Below are 16,137 nucleotides of genomic sequence, written 5' to 3' on the forward strand. Positions count from 1 at the left end.
GGGCGCCCACGATCCATGGCTCGCAGCGAGGCCTTGACCGGGCGGTCCGCCGCCAGCGCCGCCTCATCGCACCTGGAGACGATCTTGACTGAAACAACCGACACGGCGCCGGATCTCCAGGTCAAGCCGACGCCGCCGTCCGCCGCGGCGCCCAGGGGCAGGACCAAGAAGAGCCAGGGCACGGCCTGGCAAAAGATCGCCGACAGGATCGACCAGTTTGTCACCAGGCGTCCGGACGACCAGCTCGCCACCTTCCTTGCGGACCTGCGCGAGCTGGACATTGGTCGCAAGGACCCCAATCACTTCTACCGCACCCGTGAGCTCGTACAGCCGCTCGGCAAGGCGATCCTGGGCGCGATTGATCGATCCTACGACGATAATTTCCATTATCCGGACGTGGTGGCCGGACGCTACTCCACCTCCGCCATCAGCCCCATCCGCTATCTTCTGGGATGCGTCCGGCCGGACACGACCGCGATCGTCGAGCTGGGCAGCGGCTGGTCGGTCAATCTGTTCCAGCTCTATGTAGGGCTGGGGCGAACCCGGTCCCGGACGATCGCCTATCACGGCGCGGAATACACCGATGAAGGCCAGCAGGCGGCCAGGCGCCTGGCGGACCATGACGGCGTCATCAACTACCACGCGCACAGCTTCGACTATCGCAAGCCGGACATTTCCTTCCTGAAGGACGCCACGGGGCATGTGCTGGTCTTCACGCGCCACTCCATCGAACAGGTCGATCTGATCGATCCCAAACTCTATGACATGCTGCACAAGCTCGATGCGAAGGTGACCCTCGTTCACATCGAGCCGACCGGCTGGCAGCGGGACCCCATCCTGATCACGCGCCGAAAGAAAAAGGACGACAGCTTCTTCGAGGATCTCGGCAAGCTGAACGCCCAGGACATATCCAGCGCGCGGCGCCAGCTCGAGAACGCGGCGTGGTGGTCCTGGCGGCTGGATTACAACATCAACCTGACCAGCATCATCAGTCAGGCCTATCGCAACAAGAAGATCAGGGTCATCCGGCGCGAGCACGATTTCGCCGCCATCGGCAACATCTTCAATCCGTCATCCCTCTACCACATCGAGTTCATCAAGCCCGAAGCCTGATCGAGACGGGTGGACCGGGCGATCGTGTCCGCCCGGTCCAGGACGCCCTGGCGATGGTCAGGCGCCCCGCGCAAGGGCCGTTCGATTGAACGCGACGATTTCGTCCGGCGAGAGGAAGACGTCGTTGGAGCCGGAGTTGTACTCGAACCCCTGCTCCACCGGCGTGCCTTTCTCGCCCAGCCGGTTGACGGCGTAGTCGAGGTCGCCCCGGTGGAACCGGATGGTCGGCGACAGGACATAATGATCATCGAACTCGAGGGTGAGGTGGCTGTCGTCCGCCGGGCACATGATCTCGTGCAGCTTCTCGCCCGGACGAATGCCGATGACGTGTTGCTCCAGGTCCGGCGCCATGGCCGTGGCCAGGTCAACCACCCGGACCGAAGGGATCTTGGGCACGAAGATTTCCCCCCCATGCATGCGCTGGAAGTTCTTCAGCACGAAATCCACGCCCTGCTGAAGCGAAATCCAGAACCGGGTCATGCGCGGGTCGGTGATGGGCAGGGAGGGGGCGCCCTCCTTCATCAGCTTTTCGAAGAACGGCACGACGGACCCCCGGGAGCCCACGACATTGCCGTAGCGAACCACGCCGAAACTGGTGCGGTGGCTGCCCGCCATGTTGTTCGCCGCCACGAACAACTTGTCCGAAGCCAGTTTCGTCGCGCCGTACAGATTGATCGGATTGGCGGCCTTGTCGGTGGACAGGGCCATGACCTGTTCGACATCGTTGGCCAGGGCCGCGTGGATGACGTTCTCGGCCCCGTGGATGTTGGTCCGGATGCACTCCGTCGGATTGTATTCGGCCGCCGGCACCTGCTTCATGGCCGCCGCATGGATGACGAAATCCACGTCCCGCATGGCCTGGATCAGACGATCCCGGTCCCGCACATCGCCCAGGAAATAGCGCATGCACGGAGCGTTGAACGTCTGCCCCATCTCGTACTGCTTCAGCTCGTCCCGGGAATAGACGATCAGGCGCCGGGGCTTGTACCGCTCCAGAATGGTGCGGACATACATCTTGCCGAACGAGCCTGAGCCGCCGGTGATCAGGATGGACTTGTTGTCGAACATGGACGTCTTTCGATTATTTCGGTTTCACCCTGATCAAGCGATCATTCGGCGATGGGAATGGCGTTGCGGCGAGCCGGAGCCGTTCGGGAGCGTGTGCGCGCCGATGTGGAGGCGGTCCTGGCGGCGGCGGGCCGTCGGCGCTTCGACGTCCGGGACGGCGTCGCCGGCGGATCGATGATGCGTCGGGCCAGGCGCTCCACATTGGGATCGCCCCTGCGCAAATAGGCGGTGATGTCTTCCTCGAACCAGCGGGGCGGTGTCGTGACCTTATTGGTCAGGGGTCGTGCATGATAGCGGTAGGGGATCGTGACCTCGTCCCCGCTCATGTAGTGAATCCAGGCGGCCGCCCTCCGGGGCAGGTCGGGGGCCACGGTGGCCTGCGCCTCGAACCGCACCAGTTGCCGATAGTGATCGCGGCTCTTCGGCGCCACGTGACCGATGGGGTAATCGGTCGCCGCGAAATATGCGCACAGGACGGCGGGAATGTTCATCAGGCCAAGCTCCACCGCCGTGGTGCCGTTATAGAGCAGGCCCAGATCAATCAGCGGCTCCAGGTCGGATATGTCGAACCAGTCCTGGCCGGTGATGATGACGTTGTGCGGCAGGTCGACCTCGATCAGGTCGGTCATGTACTCGGTCAGGAAGGTGGCGATCTCGTTCCTCAGTTCGTGAGGATGAGGCTTGATCAGCAGCAGGGTGTTGGACTCGCGCACAGACTCGATGGTGTGGTTCAGCCAGTCCTTGAGGTTCCTGTGGGCCGGGCCTCCATCGGTTGGCGCAGCCATATCGCACACGACCTTGCCGAAGGCGCAGGCCACCTTGCCGCCCCGAGCTTTCCATTCGCGCACACGCTCAATGCAGGCGATCGCTTCGGGCGGAGGCTCGAGCGTGGTCCGGGTGGAACGACGCACGCGCGTGGTGTCGCGCACCCGCTCCAGCATTTCAGCCCCGGCGACCTTGCGGCTGTCGTACCAGGCATGGAATTCGGCGGGGATGGGAAAGCTGGCCGTTCTCAGCTCGGGGTTCGCGGTGACGTTTCGCATCCCGCATTTGGTGGAGAACGAGCGGGAGAAATTGGCGAAATAGTTCTCGTAGCCGTTGGAGGCATGCAAGCAGAAGAACATCTCCGGGTCGCCCTTTTGCTCGCAGTAGAAGCGCACCACCGCATCCGGCAGCCGGGCCTGAAGCGGAACCATGGTTCCCGCGCGCAACTTCATCCGGCCGAAAGTCTTGTCCGCATTGTGCAGGACCGTGCCGTACAGACGGCTCCACTCGACAAGACGGCCCAGAAATTTCTGCAGGCTGGGACAGGTGAAATCGACATTGTAGCGACGTCGATTGATCGCACCTTCTTCCCATAGAGGCTGGGACAGATCCATGCCGCCCCAGGTGAACTCGCCCCTCTCTATATGGGGGGAGAACCCCTTGATGGCCCGGAAAGACCTTGATTGTACAGGATCCAGACGCAGGTCCTGCAGCATGCAGCCGATGAACTGGTCAATCCTCTCGTCCCCCGTTGGCTCCGGCGGCAAGACCCCTTCCACGAGCGGGATGACGGCCCAGCCCTGCTTCTTGAGCTCCAGCAGGACGGCCATGGGATATTTGGTCAATTGCCCGGCATTGCGGGGCGCCAGCATAACCACGCCCTGGGGATCGCGGGGCTGCGGAACGGTCCGGAACCACTTGGCGGAATCCGTCAGAAACTCCAGTTCCGAAATCCGGCGCATCAGCCCCCAGTGCCGGAAGGGACAGAACGCCCTGGGCGTGCCCAGCACGGTCCCGGCGATGTTTCGGACCAGTTGCAAGGCGCGATTGAACTCTCCCTCGCGCTGAAGAATCTTGGCGTAGTGAATGGCCGCATAGGATCGCCGCACGGGCTCCGGCGCCGTTTCGAAATAGGCGTGGGCCAGATCATGGCGGCGGGCCCGCGCCGCCCAGGAAAACAGGTCGCGAACCTCATGAGGCTTCTCAGGCGCTCCCGCGGCTTCCACGATCCGTGTCGTGGCTTCGAGGTGCTGCTCCGGATCGCCCTCCATCAAGACGGCGGAGATTGTCCAGGACACGGTTCGGGCCTCCCGGGCAGACCCGTAGGCAAGCAGACTGGCCTCCAGCAGGGCCTGGTCCTGCTCCATCTCCAGTTCCCGGGCCAACTGAAGGGCCTGGATAAGGAGGCGAACCGTCCTGATACCGCCGTCGTCTCCGATCAGCTCCGGGTCGGGGCCGTCGTCACCCGCAAGCAGCGGGGTCCACTGCTCACGAACCGTCACATAGGCCTTGCGCGCCGTGGCGTAGGCCTCGTGGTACGACGGCATGCGCCGCAGGCCCTGCCGCAGCATGTCGCGTATGGCGATCAGCTTCTCCCGGACGCTGGGGGCCGTCTGAAACCGTCGGCGGCAGGCGGCGAGATAGCGGCTCTGCCGGCGCCCTTGCAGCAGGGCTTCCTGCTCGATCGGGGCGTCGACGCCCGCCTCGTCCTCTCCCTCGCCCTCTTTTTCCCCCTTGGCGGAATCCGCGCCGTCAGACGGCTCCGCCACATCCGCCTCACTGCCGCCGACAGCCCAGGCCATCTTGTCCCGGGCGATCGCATCGACCACGCGCCAGATGTTCGCCAGATGCGTCAGCATGGCGCGTCGCTCGCGCTCCTGAGCGGAGGTGTTTGTCTGGCGGCCCATCACCACGGTGGTCGCGCTCTGGACCAGCGCCGCGGCTTCGTCGATGCGATCAGCGCGGGCCAGAGCGACGGCGCGCACATAGATCATCAGGATGTTGTCCGGATACTCCGCGATCAGGGGCTCCGACGCCTCGAGCAACGCCGCCTGCCCGTCCTCATGAGCCATCAGCGTCGTCAACCGCATGGTGGCCGCGAGGGGGGCAGCCAACTGCATTTCATCCAGGCCGGCCAGCGCCCTCAGCAGATTCTGGACCGGGCGATCCATCCCTCTCGCCTTTGCCGCACGCGTCGCGCGTCCCCGTAGAATTTTCGCGCGGTATTGCGTGGCTTCGGCAGGCCGACCCATTTTTCCATAGGTCCGGAACAAGGCCTCCATCACCTGGACGTTGGCCTTGCCATGCCGCTCAAGGGGTGTGAGCAACAGCAGCGAATAGCGACCCAGGCCCCGCCGGGTCAGGAAAGGCGCCGCCTTGAGCGCGAGCTTGCGATGCAGCATCCATGGATAGGCCAGGGCGAAACGGCCGCGATTCGACGTGCGCGAACTCATCCCAGAAGATCCCAGCTCATGGGCGTCCCGGCCTTGACCGCTTTCGAGACGCGGCGTCCCAGAAGCACGTCGTAATGCTTTGGCTCCAGCCCGTGGCCCGGCCGCACGCGGCGCAGGTTCTGCGGCGTCAGTTCGTCGCCCGCGTTCAGATCCTGGGCGATGTACAGCGACCGGCGCCGACGCCGCGCATTGCGCTCCACCTCGGTGGGGCCATAGCGGATGACGCCCAGCGCCTGCCGCGCCCGCGTCGCTTCAACCACCAGCGCGGCCATTTCCGCCGGCTCGGCCGAGAACGCGGAATCCACCCCGCCGTCCTCGCGGTCGAGAGTCATGTGCTTCTCGATCACCGTGGCCCCGAGGGCGCAGGCGGCGACGGGCACGCCGATGCCCATGGTGTGGTCCGACAGGCCCACCTCACAGCCGAACAGCTGGGCCATGTGGGGGATGGTCAGCAGGTTCGAATGCTCCGGCGGCGCCGGATAGTTGCTGGTGCACTTCAGCACCACCACGTGGGGGCATCCTCCCTCGCGCGCGGTCTCCACCGCCTCTGCGATCTCGGCGATGGTGGCCATGCCGGTGGAGATGATCATCGGCTTCTTCGTCGCCGCCACCCGCCGGATCAACGGCAGGTCGATGCACTCGAACGAGGCGATCTTGTAGCAGGGCGCGCCCAGGCTCTCGAGCAGGTCCACCGCCGTCTCGTCGAACGGCGACGAGAAGCACAGGATGCCCTTCTCCTTCGCCCGCGCCATGATCGGCGCATGCCAGTCCCACGGCGTGTGCGCCTCGCGGTACAGATCGTAGAGATTGCGCCCCTTCCACAGGGATTTCGGGTCATTGATGACGAACTCGCCCTCGGCGATGTCCAGCGTCATGGTGTCGGCGGTGTAGGTCTGCAGCTTGACCGCATCGGCGCCGGCCTGCGCGGCTGCGTCCACAATGGCCAGGGCGTGTTCCAGCGAACCGTTGTGGTTGCCCGACATCTCGGCGATCACGAAGGGCGAACCGTCGTCCGCGGCGTTCGGGTTCAGCAGCTGTTTCAGACGGCTCATCAGGCGTTCCCGTTCGGACGCGACTCGGTGTTGCGCCTCGTCTCGTAAAAATCACGCAAGGCGCGGTCCAGCGGCCACCGGGGCTCCCACCCCAGGCCCAGACGCGCGGCCTCGATACGCATGCACGGCGCGGGCGCAGGCCCGTCCCGGGGATCCTCGATCCTCAGATTGCCGTCATTACCGAACGCGACATTCACCGCCTCGGCCATCTCCATCAGGGTGAAGACCCGACCGGCCCCGACGTTGAACACCCCTGCCGGGGCGTCAGGCCCCAGGGCGGCGACGAACGCCCGAACTACATCCCTCACATATATTTGATCAACCCCGATGCGTCCATTTCCGCGAACCGTCAGGGTCTCACCGCGCCAGGCCGCATCGGCGAATTTCATCAGCACCGCCGAGACCCGCTCGCCATACCCGAACGACGCCGCCAGCCGCAGAGAAGTGGTTCGCACCCCGGTCTTGCCGCCCCACAGGGTCAGCAACTGCTCGGACGTCAGCTTGGAGAGGCCGTAAGGGTTGAGCGGAACGGGCAGATCGCTCTCCGCATAGGGAACCGCGTTTGCGCCGGAATAGACCGCAATGCTCGAGGCCTGCACGAGGCTGGAGACCCCCGCATCCCGAGAAGCGAAAAACAGGGTCTCCAGCAGGTCCAGGTTCGTTTCGGCGAAAGGCCGGAAAGTCAGGGGATCGTCATCACGCTGGCTGCGCCGCCCGGCCAGATGCACCACCGCCTCGACGCCCTTCAGCGCCCCGGCCAGATCCTCAGCGCTGTAATCCGTCGCATGGGTCCGCACGCCCTCGCCCGCCAGGGCCGTCAGCCCCTCGGCGTCACGTCCCAGCGCCACGACCGCGTGGCCCGCCTCGACCAGCGCCGGGACAAGATACCGGCCGATGAAGCCGGATGCGCCGGTGACGGCGATCCTCATGCGTTCCGCCTCATGTCAGTCTGTCCGCCTGCGCACGTAGTATCCCACCACTTCCATGCGGCCGTTGATGGGCAGGACCGTCTCGCCGTCCTCGTAGCGGTACTCGTGATAGAGCGCGTCCTCGGGGATCGGGAAGTCGGCGGCCGCAAACGCCCCGCCGGGCGGCGTCTGCTGGAACATCAGCTCATAGACCCCGTCGGCCGGGCGACCGTCCGCAAGGGCCGAGATGTCCTCGCCGACCAGCCGCCGCACCGCCAGATCCAGATAATCCAGATCCCGCGCGTGCTTCATCAGCCGCCAGATGTGGCAGCCGTCCAGACGCGGGGCGATCTCGATGATCTTCGGTCCCTCCGGCGTGGCCTTCATCTGGAAATAGAGCGTGCCGTCGCGCACGCCGAGGGATGCGACCACCGCCTCAACCAGTTCGGCGCCCTGATCCACCACCGCCTGATCCACCGCCACCGGCGGGATCAGATGCCCGCGGGGCACCCCCACCAGATGCTCGCCGTGCACCAGTCGTTCCGAGCATTCGTTGACCACCACCCGGCCGTCGGCGACCAGCACATTGTAGGAAATCTCCACCCCCTCCAGCCACGCCTCGACGATGGCCGTGCCCGTGGGCGACAGGTCCAGGGCGCGGCGCACGGCCGCCTCGAAAGCCTCCGGGCCGTCGACCTTGGCCACCCCGCGCTGACCTTGGGAGTCCGCCGGCTTGACCATACAGGGAAAGGCCGACCAGTCGGCGCAGTCCGCAAACGCCTTGACCCGCCGATAGGGCACCACCGACAGATGGCGGGCGTTCAGATGCGCCCGCAACGCCGCCTTGTCGTCCAGCAGGGCGACCAGCGTGTGATCGAAATAGTGCGGCAGGCCCAGCCGCCCGGACGCTTCCACCACCGCCGGGACCGCCAGATCGGACGAGACCGAGTAGACCAGATCGGCGCCGATCGAACGGGCCAATTCGGTCACCCCGTCGCGGTCGTTGATGTCCACCAAAGCAAAGTCGTGCGCCAGCTTCGCCCCCGCTCCGCCCGGCCGATGGGCGCAGGCGGTGACGCGCCAGCCCTGCCCGGCCAGATAGCGGATCAGGTCCGCCTGACCGGCGTTGGCGCCCAGCACCACAGCCGTCCTGCCGCGCATGGCGTCGTCCATCAGTTGAGCGCTCCGATCAGCCGGTCCACGAGGCGCGCACAGCCCAGTCCGTCCACATTGGCCTGTCCCGCCCGCGACATGGCGGTGCGGCGCCCGTCGTCGGCGGCAAGGGCGGCCACATGGGCGGCGATGTCGAGGGGATTCACCTCCGGCGCGCGCCCCAGATAGATCGCCGCGCCCCGGTCCTGCCAGCCCAGACCCTGCCGGATCTGGTTGTCGGCCATGGCGGTGATCAGCATGGGAACGCCCGCCGCCGCCGCCTCGAAGGTGCTGGTGCCGCCGGCGATCACGGCCAGATCTGCGTTCAGATACTCGCCCGCCACGTCCTCGGGGTTGACCGCCAGCACCGCGCGATGCGGCGCGTGTTCCGCAATCCAGTCCGCGATAGCGGCGTTGCCGGGATTGCCCGCGCCCGACATGACCCGGAGCGAAACGTCGCCCGGACCCTTGTCCGTCAGGGCTTCCAGCGCGCGCACCACCATGCCCCGGTCATCGCCGCCGCCGAACGAGATCAGCAGCCGCTTCAACGGGCGATCCGCCTCGCGCGGCGGCAGATTGGCGAAGGCGGGTCTCAGGACGGCGAACTCCGGCCCCAGCAAAAATTCCAATGCGGGGTTTCGCGCCAACGCGCGATAGTGCTCCGGGGTTTCACGCGGACCGCCGTTCGCCACGAAATCGGCCCAGAAGGGCGGCGGATTGGACGCATCGAACTGCTGCAGCCACTTGAGCCCCGCCGCGCGCAGCCGCAGCTGATAGGGCTCGTCCATGCGGTAGTCGTCCATCACAGCCACCCGCGCGCCGATCCGCTCCGCCAGGGCGATGAACGCCGCCGCATCCGCCTCCCCCGTGGTCCAGATCAGGGGCGTCCAGCTCTGGAACAGGGCGTCGTCGCCGGGCAGCCGCCAGCTCTCTTCCGGACCCGCCATGGCGCATGGCACGCCCCGCGCCGTCAGCATGGCGGCCAGGGTCCGGCACCGCGTCAGGTGCCCGGCGCCCACCGACGGCGAGACATTGCAGCGAAACAGGATCATGCGCCGGGCGCCCCGCCCTCTTTCAGCGCACGGAACACCAGCTCGGCCCGGACCCAGTCCTCGGGCGTATCGATGTCGTGGACGCGCCAGCGCGGCAGGATCACCGGCGCCGAGTGGGGCGCGAACACCGGCTGATCGGTCAGGAAGGCCTGGGCCGTCCCCCAGTAGAACTGGCCCGCGTCATGATACGCCTCCTCCAGATCCTGGGACCGGGCGTGGCGGTGCTCGGGCTGCAGCATGTCCACCCCGCCGTCCGGCAGGCGCTTCAGGGCGCGCTGGACCGGATAGGCGAAGGTGGTGACCGAAAAGGCATAGCGGAACCGGTCGTCGGCCAGCAGATCCAGACCCGCCTTCAGATCGGCCGCATCCAGAAACGGCGCCGTGGGATAGATGCAGCAGGCATGCTCGACCGCCGCCCCTGTGATCTCCTGCATCGCGCGGATCGCGTGCGCGATGACCGGCCGCGTCGGGGTGTGATCGTCCGCCAGATCGGCGGGACGGCGAAAGGGCGCGGTCGCCCCGGCCGCCTCGGCCACGCCCGCGATCTCCTCGTCATCGGTGGAGACCACCACATGGTCGAACAGCCCGCTCTCCAGCGCCACGCCGACCGGCCAGGCGATCATGGGCCGTCCGGCGAATTCGCGGATGTTCTTGCGCGGGATGCGTTTGGATCCGCCCCGGGCCGGAATGACCGCGATGCGCATCTCAGGCCCCCAGCGCGCGGACGGCCGCGATCACCTGCGCCACATCCGCATCGGTCATGGCCGGATACAGGGGAATGCTGAGGGTGCGGTCGTAATAGCGCTCCGCATGCGGGAAGTCGCCGGGCCCCGTGCCGTACTGCTCCCGATACCAGGGCTGCAGATGCACCGGAATGTAGTGGACCTGCGTCCCCACCCCGGCCGCCTTCAGCCGGGCCATAACCTCGGCGCGGGTCTGGCGGATGGCGCCGAAATCGATCTGCAGCACAAACAGGTGGTGGCACACCGTCTGGGTCGGCTGCACCGGCAGACCCAGCCAGTTCAGGTCCGACAACCCGGCGTGATAGGCGGCGATGATCTCGCGGCGGCGGCTCGCGAACCGGTCCAGCTTGGCCAGCTGGGTCATGCCCAGCGCCGCCTGCATTTCGGTCATGCGGTAGTTGAAGCCCAGCTGCTGCTGCTCATAGAACCAGGGGCCGGGGTTCCCGGCCATGCGCCCGGGCGCCCGTTCGATGCCGTGGGACCGCAGCAGCGCCATGCGTTCGTAGAGCGCGTCGTCATTGGTGGTGATCGCCCCGCCCTCGCCCGTGGTCATGGTCTTGACCGGGTGGAAGGAGAACACCGTGGCGTCGGAATAGCGGCAGTCGCCCACCCGGCCCCCGTCGGGATACTCCGACCCGATGGCGTGGGAGGCGTCCTCCACCACCTTCAGCCCACGCGCCTTCGCCAGCGCCGCGAACCAGCCCATGTCGGCGGGCAGTCCAGCGAAATGCACCGGCGCGATCAGGGCCGTGTTCTCGGTCAGCGCCGCCTCCACGGCTTCCGGATCGAGGTTGAAGGTGGTCGGGTCCATGTCGGCGAAGCGCGGCTTGATGCCCGCATAGGCCATGGCGTTGGCCGTCGCCACGAAGGTGTTGGGCGTCGTGATCCCCTCGCGGCCTTCCAGCTCCATGGCCGCATACACCACATGCAACGCCGCCGTGGCGCTGGACAGGACCAGACAGTGGCGCGCGCCCACATGGTCCGCCAGTTGCCGCTCGAAGGCCGGCACGCGCGGGCCCTGGGTCAGGAAGTCCGAACGCAGGGTCTCCAGAACAGCGGCTTCGTCGTCCGCCTCGATTGTTTGCCGGCCATAGGGAATCACGGTGCGTTCCTGTTCATTCCGCCAAAGCCAACGCGTAAACACGAAGCCGTGATCGCGAGGTCGCCGATCGCTAACCCGTCGATGGATTGGCGGCAACCCCGCAAACCGGCCAAGGTTGCGTCATGCCGACGACGAAACCTTCCATCAGCCCTGAATGGACCATGAGCCTGCCGCCGCCGCTTCTCATCCTTACAGAAGGCGATCGCCGCCGCGGACTGGGACACCTGGGCCGTTGCCTTGGCTACGCAGCCCACTGGCGCGGGGCGGGTCGGCCGGTTCGCTGGATCGTCGACGGCGATGAGGCTGCGCGCATCGTTCTGGGGACAGAAGCCGTGCAATGGCGGAGATGGCAGGACCAGCCCTTGACCGTCGCAGCTCAAGGTCACGTGGTGATCGTCGATTCCTACGACGCATCGCCGGAGGCTCTGACGCCGCTCGCGGCGTCGGCCGCCCTCGTCATCTGCCTGGATGATCTGGCGCGCGACCACTATCCGCCGGGTCTGGTGGTGCATACCGCCCCGGGCCGCCTGGACCGGTCCGGGCGCGACGCCCGTTGGCTGATCGGCCCTCGCTGGCAGCCCATGCCGCCTGCGTTCTGGGACGTTCCCGATCGCTCCCCTGTTCGACCCCGGATAGGCCGCTCTCTGGTGCTGACCGGGGGTACAGACCTTCGTGGTCTGGGGACGACCCTGGCCGGCGTGATCCGTGGCACCCTGCCGGACTGTCGGGTGGATCTGGTCCTCGGCGCCGGGGCCATGACTGCGCCGGAGACGGATCTGGACGGAGTGACCCTGCACAGGACCCTCGCAGCGGACGCCCTGCGCGATCTGATGCTGGCGTGCGATGTGGCGGTCAGCGCCGCCGGGCAGACCCTGTTCCAGCTGGCCCGCTGCGGAACTCCCGCGATCATGGTCGGCGTGGCCGACAATCAGGCCCGACATCTGCGGGAATGGCCGCGAACCGGCGCCATGACATCCGCCGGCGAATGGAACGCACCGGATCTGGAGGACTGCGTCGCAGCCCATCTGCACGCCCTGGCCTCGCCTCAACTGCGAGAGGCCATGAGCCAGGCCGGGCGCGCTGCGGTCGACGGTCAGGGCGTGGCGCGGCTTGCACGGGAGATCGAGGCGTCGCTCGTCTGAGGGTTACATTTCCATCCGGTTCGTCTTATTGACCCCGCCCACGGCGCCCGGGATGTTTTGGGCATTCCGCCGGTTGGAACAAGGTCCCCCATGCGCATCGCTGTGATCTTTGGAACGCGACCGGAAGCCATCAAGATGGCCCCGGTGGTCCAGGCCCTGCGCGACACCCCCGGGCTGCAGTGCCGGGTATGGTCCACCGGCCAGCACCGCCAGATGCTGGATCAGGTCCTGGGCCTGTTCGACCTGTCCGTGGATGTCGACCTGGCGCTGATGACCCCGGGCCAGAGCCTCAATGGCCTGTTCGCCGCCGCCGTTGCCGGCGTGGATGCGATGCTGCAGGCGGAGCGGCCCGACCTGGTCCTGGTGCACGGCGACACATCCACGGCGGCGGCGGCGGCCACGGCCGCCTTTCATGCCCGGGTCCCTGTCGCGCATGTGGAGGCGGGCCTGCGCAGCGGGCGCATGGACCAGCCCTGGCCCGAAGAGTTCAACCGGCGGTTGGTGGACATGGTCAGCCGACTGATGTTCGCGCCGACGGCCCGCGCGCGGGATAATCTGCTGGCGGAGGGCGTCCCCGCCGGGCGGGTGCTGGTGACCGGCAACACGGTGGTGGACGCCCTGCTGGTGATGGCGGATCGTATCCGCACTCGTCCGGAGGTCCGGGCCCGACTCGATCAGATGTTTTCCTTCCTGGACAGAAGCAAGCGCCTTGTCCTTGTGACCGGTCACCGCCGGGAGAGCTTCGGGGACGGGTTTCGCAACATCTGCGAGGCTCTTGAACGCCTTGGCCGCGACGAAACGATAGAAATCATTTACCCCCTGCACTTGAATCCGAATGTGCGCGGGCCTGTTCGTCAGCTATTGAGCGACTCGTCCAGGGTTCATCTTGTCGAACCCGTCGACTATGAGAGCTTTGTCTATCTCATGGACCGTTGCGACGTCATACTGACCGACTCGGGCGGGGTGCAGGAGGAGGCCCCGTCTCTGGGCAAGACCGTTCTGGTCATGCGAGAGGTGACGGAGCGGCCCGAGGCGGTCGAAGCGGGCGTGTCATATTTAGTTGGCACGGACCCGAACCGGATCGTCTCCGGCGTGTTAGAGGCCGTGGCCCGGCCCCCGCGGGCCGGGAACAACAACCCATACGGCGACGGCCAGGCCAGCCGGCGCATTGTTCAGGGACTGCTGGATGCCGCTGACGATCTACGCTGACTTTCAGGCCGAGTCCCAGGAACGCATCACTGTCGCCGTCGTCGGCCTCGGCTACATCGGCCTGCCCACCGCCGCGGTGATGGCGCGGGCGGGACATCGGGTCATCGGCTACGACATCCAGCCGGACGTGGTCGCCTCTGTGAACGCGGGACGGAGCCATCTGGTCGAGCCCGGTCTTGATCTGCTGCTGGCGGCCGTGACGGCCGGAAAGGCCCTGACGGCGGTGCATGAAGCGCCGCAGGCCGACGCCTATCTGATCACCGTGCCAACCCCCACCAAGACCGGCGACTTCAACCACCCGGATCTGAGCTCGGTGTTCAGCGCCGTGGAGGCGATCGCCCCCCGCCTGGTCAAGGGCTCCATGGTGGTTCTGGAATCCACCTCCCCCGTGGGCACGACCCGGCAGGTGGCCCAGCGGATCGCCGCCCTGCGCCCCGACCTCAAGGTCGCCCTCGGCAGCGGGGACAAGGAAGACGGCGACATCGACGTGGCCTATTCGCCGGAACGGGTCATTCCGGGCCGCACCCTGCGCGAACTGGAAAGCAACGCCCGGGTGGTCGGCGGGGTCACCCCCCGGGCCGCCCGCCGCGCCGCCGCCCTGTACCGGTCCATGACCTCGGGCGAGATTCTGCTGACCGACGATCGCTCGGCCGAATTCGTCAAGCTGGCCGAGAACGCGTTCCGGGACGTGAATATCGCTTACGCCAACGAGCTGTCGCTGGTCTGTGACGAACTGGACCTGAACGTGTGGGAGGTCATCCAGCTGGCCAACCACCACCCCCGGGTGAACATCCTTACGCCCGGGCCGGGCGTTGGAGGCCACTGCATCGCCGTGGACCCCTGGTTCATCGTGGCCCAGGCGCCCGAGGCCGCCCGGCTGATCCGGACGGCGCGTCTGGTCAACGACGGGAAGCCGCGCTTCGTCATCGAGAAAGTCTGTGAAATCATGGATCTGGACCCCAGCCTGCGCCTGGGTTGTCTGGGCATGACGTTCAAGGCGGACGTGGATGATTTCCGTGAGAGCCCCTCCCTGAACATCGCCAAGGCCCTGTCGGCTTTGTATCCGGGCCGGGTCGTCTGTGCGGATCCGTATGCGGACGCCCTGCCGTCCGATCACGGCCTGGCGATCGTGCCCCACGCGGCCGCCCTGGGCGAGCCGGTCGTGCTGGCGCTGGTTCCGCATGCGGAATTCAAGGCGCTGAACCGCCCCGACGCCCATGTGGTGGACGCCTGCGGCTTGTGGGCCTGATCAGACCTTTTCGCTGATCTTGATGGCGGCGCGGCAGCCCGCCTTGATCACCGCGCTCAGCACCGGATAGGCGGGCGCCTCGTGAGCGCCTTCCGCGATGGCGTGGTCGTGGTGGGCCAGCTCCTCGTCGCGGAACTGACGGAACTGGGCCGCCATCTCCGGATCGCGCTCGCCGACCTCGTCCGCCTGATCTGCATAGTGCTCGCCGATCACGCTCTCCACCGCCTCGGTGCAGGCATGGGCGGCCTTCTCCCCCATCAGGGCCGTGCCGACGCCCAGACCATAGGCCGCCAGCCGCCAGACCGGCGTCATCAGGGTCGGCCGCACCTGTTTCTCGGTCAGCAGCGCCTCGAAACGCTTGAGGTGCACATCCTCCTCGCCCTCCATGCGCGCCATGTCGGCGGCGATGCCCGAGCGGCCCGCCGCCTCGAACACCCGCTTCTGGCCGCGATAGATCTGAACCGCGGCCATCTCGCCCGCGTGATCCACCCGCAGCATCTCGGCCAGACGGGCGGCGGTGGCGCCGCGGCCCGGGCGCGGCAGGGGAATGCGTCGGGTCATCAGCGTTTCTCCGGCGTTATCCTGGGCGCCCGCGCGTCCTTGGGACGTTTGGCCGCCATCAGGCTGAACCCGGCCAACCCCGCCGAGAACAGGACGTTCCATCCTGCCATGGACAGGCCCAGGAAGCGCCACGCCACCGCGTCGCACATGACCGGCCGGGTCTCCGGCGCCGTGCCCATGGCGAGGGCGGTCAGCGCGTCCAGATCCACCATGCCGCCCCCCGCGCACAGGGCGGGCAGCGACCACCAGCCCAGTTCCCCGCCGGCGTGGAAGCCGGCCGTGACGGCGCCGGTGGCGAACACGGCGGCCAGCAGGAAGGCGGCGATGCGCGGCGTGCCCCGGCTGGCCCGGCTGAACACGGCCCACAATGTAGCCGGCAGGGCGATGGCCACGGCGGCCCAGAACACCTCGCGCTGCTTGAGGCAGAGGTTGCACGGCGCCAGGCCCCCGTACCGCTCAAAGGCGTGGGCGGCGCCCAGCAAGGCCAGCGACGCCACGAGGGCGAAGGCGGTCCACCAGCGGGTGATCAGGCGATAGGCGCTCAGCATGGCGATGTTCTTAGCCCGGC

General features: G+C 67.1%; 14 protein-coding genes. 4 read left to right on the forward strand and 10 right to left on the reverse strand.

The window, feature by feature from the left end:
• Positions 1 to 84 precede the first annotated feature (84 nt).
• Positions 85 to 1,113 (forward strand): hypothetical protein, encoded by a 1,029-nt coding sequence (locus ACK4FB_RS10045; RefSeq protein ID WP_409751372.1) that lies wholly within the window; start codon positions 85 to 87, stop codon positions 1,111 to 1,113.
• A gap of 57 nt (positions 1,114 to 1,170) precedes the next feature.
• Here the strand turns inward: ACK4FB_RS10045 and pseB are convergent, their stop codons facing one another.
• From pseB to pseC, 8 genes are read right to left on the reverse strand one after another with little or no spacing between them, the layout of a single operon-like run.
• Positions 1,171 to 2,181 carry a UDP-N-acetylglucosamine 4,6-dehydratase (inverting) gene (pseB, locus tag ACK4FB_RS10050; RefSeq protein ID WP_409751375.1) on the reverse strand — a complete coding sequence of 337 codons (1,011 nt, stop codon included), beginning with the start codon at positions 2,179 to 2,181 and terminating at the stop codon, positions 1,171 to 1,173.
• A gap of 41 nt (positions 2,182 to 2,222) precedes the next feature.
• Positions 2,223 to 5,399, reverse strand: coding sequence for a hypothetical protein (locus ACK4FB_RS10055; RefSeq protein ID WP_409751378.1), 3,177 nt, complete (start codon positions 5,397 to 5,399; stop codon positions 2,223 to 2,225).
• Positions 5,396 to 6,451 carry a pseudaminic acid synthase gene (pseI, locus tag ACK4FB_RS10060; protein ID WP_409751381.1) on the reverse strand — a complete coding sequence of 352 codons (1,056 nt, stop codon included), beginning with the start codon at positions 6,449 to 6,451 and terminating at the stop codon, positions 5,396 to 5,398. Before pseI ends, ACK4FB_RS10055 begins: the two co-directional genes overlap by 4 nt.
• Positions 6,451 to 7,380, reverse strand: coding sequence for an NAD-dependent epimerase/dehydratase family protein (locus ACK4FB_RS10065; protein WP_409751384.1), 930 nt, complete (start codon positions 7,378 to 7,380; stop codon positions 6,451 to 6,453). The genes pseI and ACK4FB_RS10065 overlap by 1 nt, the downstream gene beginning before the upstream one ends.
• A 15-nt stretch (positions 7,381 to 7,395) precedes the next feature.
• On the reverse strand, positions 7,396 to 8,532 hold the full coding sequence (locus ACK4FB_RS10070; RefSeq protein ID WP_409751387.1) for an ATP-grasp domain-containing protein: 1,137 nt from the start codon (positions 8,530 to 8,532) through the stop codon (positions 7,396 to 7,398).
• The gene (locus tag ACK4FB_RS10075) at positions 8,532 to 9,563 is read right to left on the reverse strand and encodes a PseG/SpsG family protein (protein WP_409751390.1); all 1,032 of its coding nucleotides are present in this window, start codon (positions 9,561 to 9,563) and stop codon (positions 8,532 to 8,534) included. Before ACK4FB_RS10075 ends, ACK4FB_RS10070 begins: the two co-directional genes overlap by 1 nt.
• The gene (pseF, locus tag ACK4FB_RS10080) at positions 9,560 to 10,267 is read right to left on the reverse strand and encodes a pseudaminic acid cytidylyltransferase (RefSeq protein WP_409751393.1); all 708 of its coding nucleotides are present in this window, start codon (positions 10,265 to 10,267) and stop codon (positions 9,560 to 9,562) included. Before pseF ends, ACK4FB_RS10075 begins: the two co-directional genes overlap by 4 nt.
• Position 10,268: 1 nt before the next feature.
• A complete protein-coding gene (gene pseC / locus ACK4FB_RS10085) occupies positions 10,269 to 11,408 on the reverse strand; it encodes a UDP-4-amino-4,6-dideoxy-N-acetyl-beta-L-altrosamine transaminase (RefSeq protein WP_409751396.1) in 1,140 nt (379 codons plus the stop codon).
• Between the two features lie 122 nt (positions 11,409 to 11,530).
• Here pseC and ACK4FB_RS10090 point away from each other — a divergent pair, with 122 nt between their 5' ends.
• From ACK4FB_RS10090 to wecC, 3 genes are all read left to right on the forward strand, one after another.
• A complete protein-coding gene (locus ACK4FB_RS10090; RefSeq protein WP_409751399.1) occupies positions 11,531 to 12,550 on the forward strand; it encodes a hypothetical protein in 1,020 nt (339 codons plus the stop codon).
• A gap of 90 nt (positions 12,551 to 12,640) precedes the next feature.
• The gene (gene wecB, locus ACK4FB_RS10095; protein WP_409751402.1) at positions 12,641 to 13,759 is read left to right on the forward strand and encodes a non-hydrolyzing UDP-N-acetylglucosamine 2-epimerase; all 1,119 of its coding nucleotides are present in this window, start codon (positions 12,641 to 12,643) and stop codon (positions 13,757 to 13,759) included.
• Positions 13,737 to 15,008 (forward strand): UDP-N-acetyl-D-mannosamine dehydrogenase, encoded by a 1,272-nt coding sequence (gene wecC, locus ACK4FB_RS10100; RefSeq protein ID WP_409751405.1) that lies wholly within the window; start codon positions 13,737 to 13,739, stop codon positions 15,006 to 15,008. Before wecB ends, wecC begins: the two co-directional genes overlap by 23 nt.
• Here the strand turns inward: wecC and ACK4FB_RS10105 are convergent, their stop codons facing one another.
• Together ACK4FB_RS10105 and ACK4FB_RS10110 are read right to left on the reverse strand one after the other, a co-directional pair.
• Positions 15,009 to 15,569, reverse strand: coding sequence for a demethoxyubiquinone hydroxylase family protein (locus ACK4FB_RS10105; protein WP_409751408.1), 561 nt, complete (start codon positions 15,567 to 15,569; stop codon positions 15,009 to 15,011). It abuts the gene before it with no gap.
• Positions 15,569 to 16,117, reverse strand: a complete 549-nt coding sequence (locus ACK4FB_RS10110; protein ID WP_409751411.1) for a disulfide bond formation protein B — start codon at positions 16,115 to 16,117, stop codon at positions 15,569 to 15,571. Before ACK4FB_RS10110 ends, ACK4FB_RS10105 begins: the two co-directional genes overlap by 1 nt.
• Between the last annotated feature and the right edge of the window lie 20 nt (positions 16,118 to 16,137).

Source organism: Brevundimonas sp. (assembly GCF_046299535.1).
Classification (GTDB): Bacteria; Pseudomonadota; Alphaproteobacteria; order Caulobacterales; family Caulobacteraceae; genus Brevundimonas.

What these genes read in the sequence shown, in the direction of transcription:
- pseB (WP_409751375.1), bottom strand. Translation starts at nt 2,181, where the DNA reads ATGTTCGACAACAAGTCCATCCTGATCACCGGCGGCTCAGGCTCGTTC.
- ACK4FB_RS10055 (WP_409751378.1), bottom strand. Translation starts at nt 5,399, where the DNA reads ATGAGTTCGCGCACGTCGAATCGCGGCCGTTTCGCCCTGGCCTATCCA.
- pseI (WP_409751381.1), bottom strand. Translation starts at nt 6,451, where the DNA reads ATGAGCCGTCTGAAACAGCTGCTGAACCCGAACGCCGCGGACGACGGT.
- ACK4FB_RS10065 (WP_409751384.1), bottom strand. Translation starts at nt 7,380, where the DNA reads ATGAGGATCGCCGTCACCGGCGCATCCGGCTTCATCGGCCGGTATCTT.
- ACK4FB_RS10070 (WP_409751387.1), bottom strand. Translation starts at nt 8,532, where the DNA reads ATGGACGACGCCATGCGCGGCAGGACGGCTGTGGTGCTGGGCGCCAAC.
- ACK4FB_RS10075 (WP_409751390.1), bottom strand. Translation starts at nt 9,563, where the DNA reads ATGATCCTGTTTCGCTGCAATGTCTCGCCGTCGGTGGGCGCCGGGCAC.
- pseF (WP_409751393.1), bottom strand. Translation starts at nt 10,267, where the DNA reads ATGCGCATCGCGGTCATTCCGGCCCGGGGCGGATCCAAACGCATCCCG.
- ACK4FB_RS10090 (WP_409751399.1), top strand. Translation starts at nt 11,531, where the DNA reads ATGCCGACGACGAAACCTTCCATCAGCCCTGAATGGACCATGAGCCTG.
- wecB (WP_409751402.1), top strand. Translation starts at nt 12,641, where the DNA reads ATGCGCATCGCTGTGATCTTTGGAACGCGACCGGAAGCCATCAAGATG.
- wecC (WP_409751405.1), top strand. Translation starts at nt 13,737, where the DNA reads ATGCCGCTGACGATCTACGCTGACTTTCAGGCCGAGTCCCAGGAACGC.
- ACK4FB_RS10105 (WP_409751408.1), bottom strand. Translation starts at nt 15,569, where the DNA reads ATGACCCGACGCATTCCCCTGCCGCGCCCGGGCCGCGGCGCCACCGCC.
- ACK4FB_RS10110 (WP_409751411.1), bottom strand. Translation starts at nt 16,117, where the DNA reads ATGCTGAGCGCCTATCGCCTGATCACCCGCTGGTGGACCGCCTTCGCC.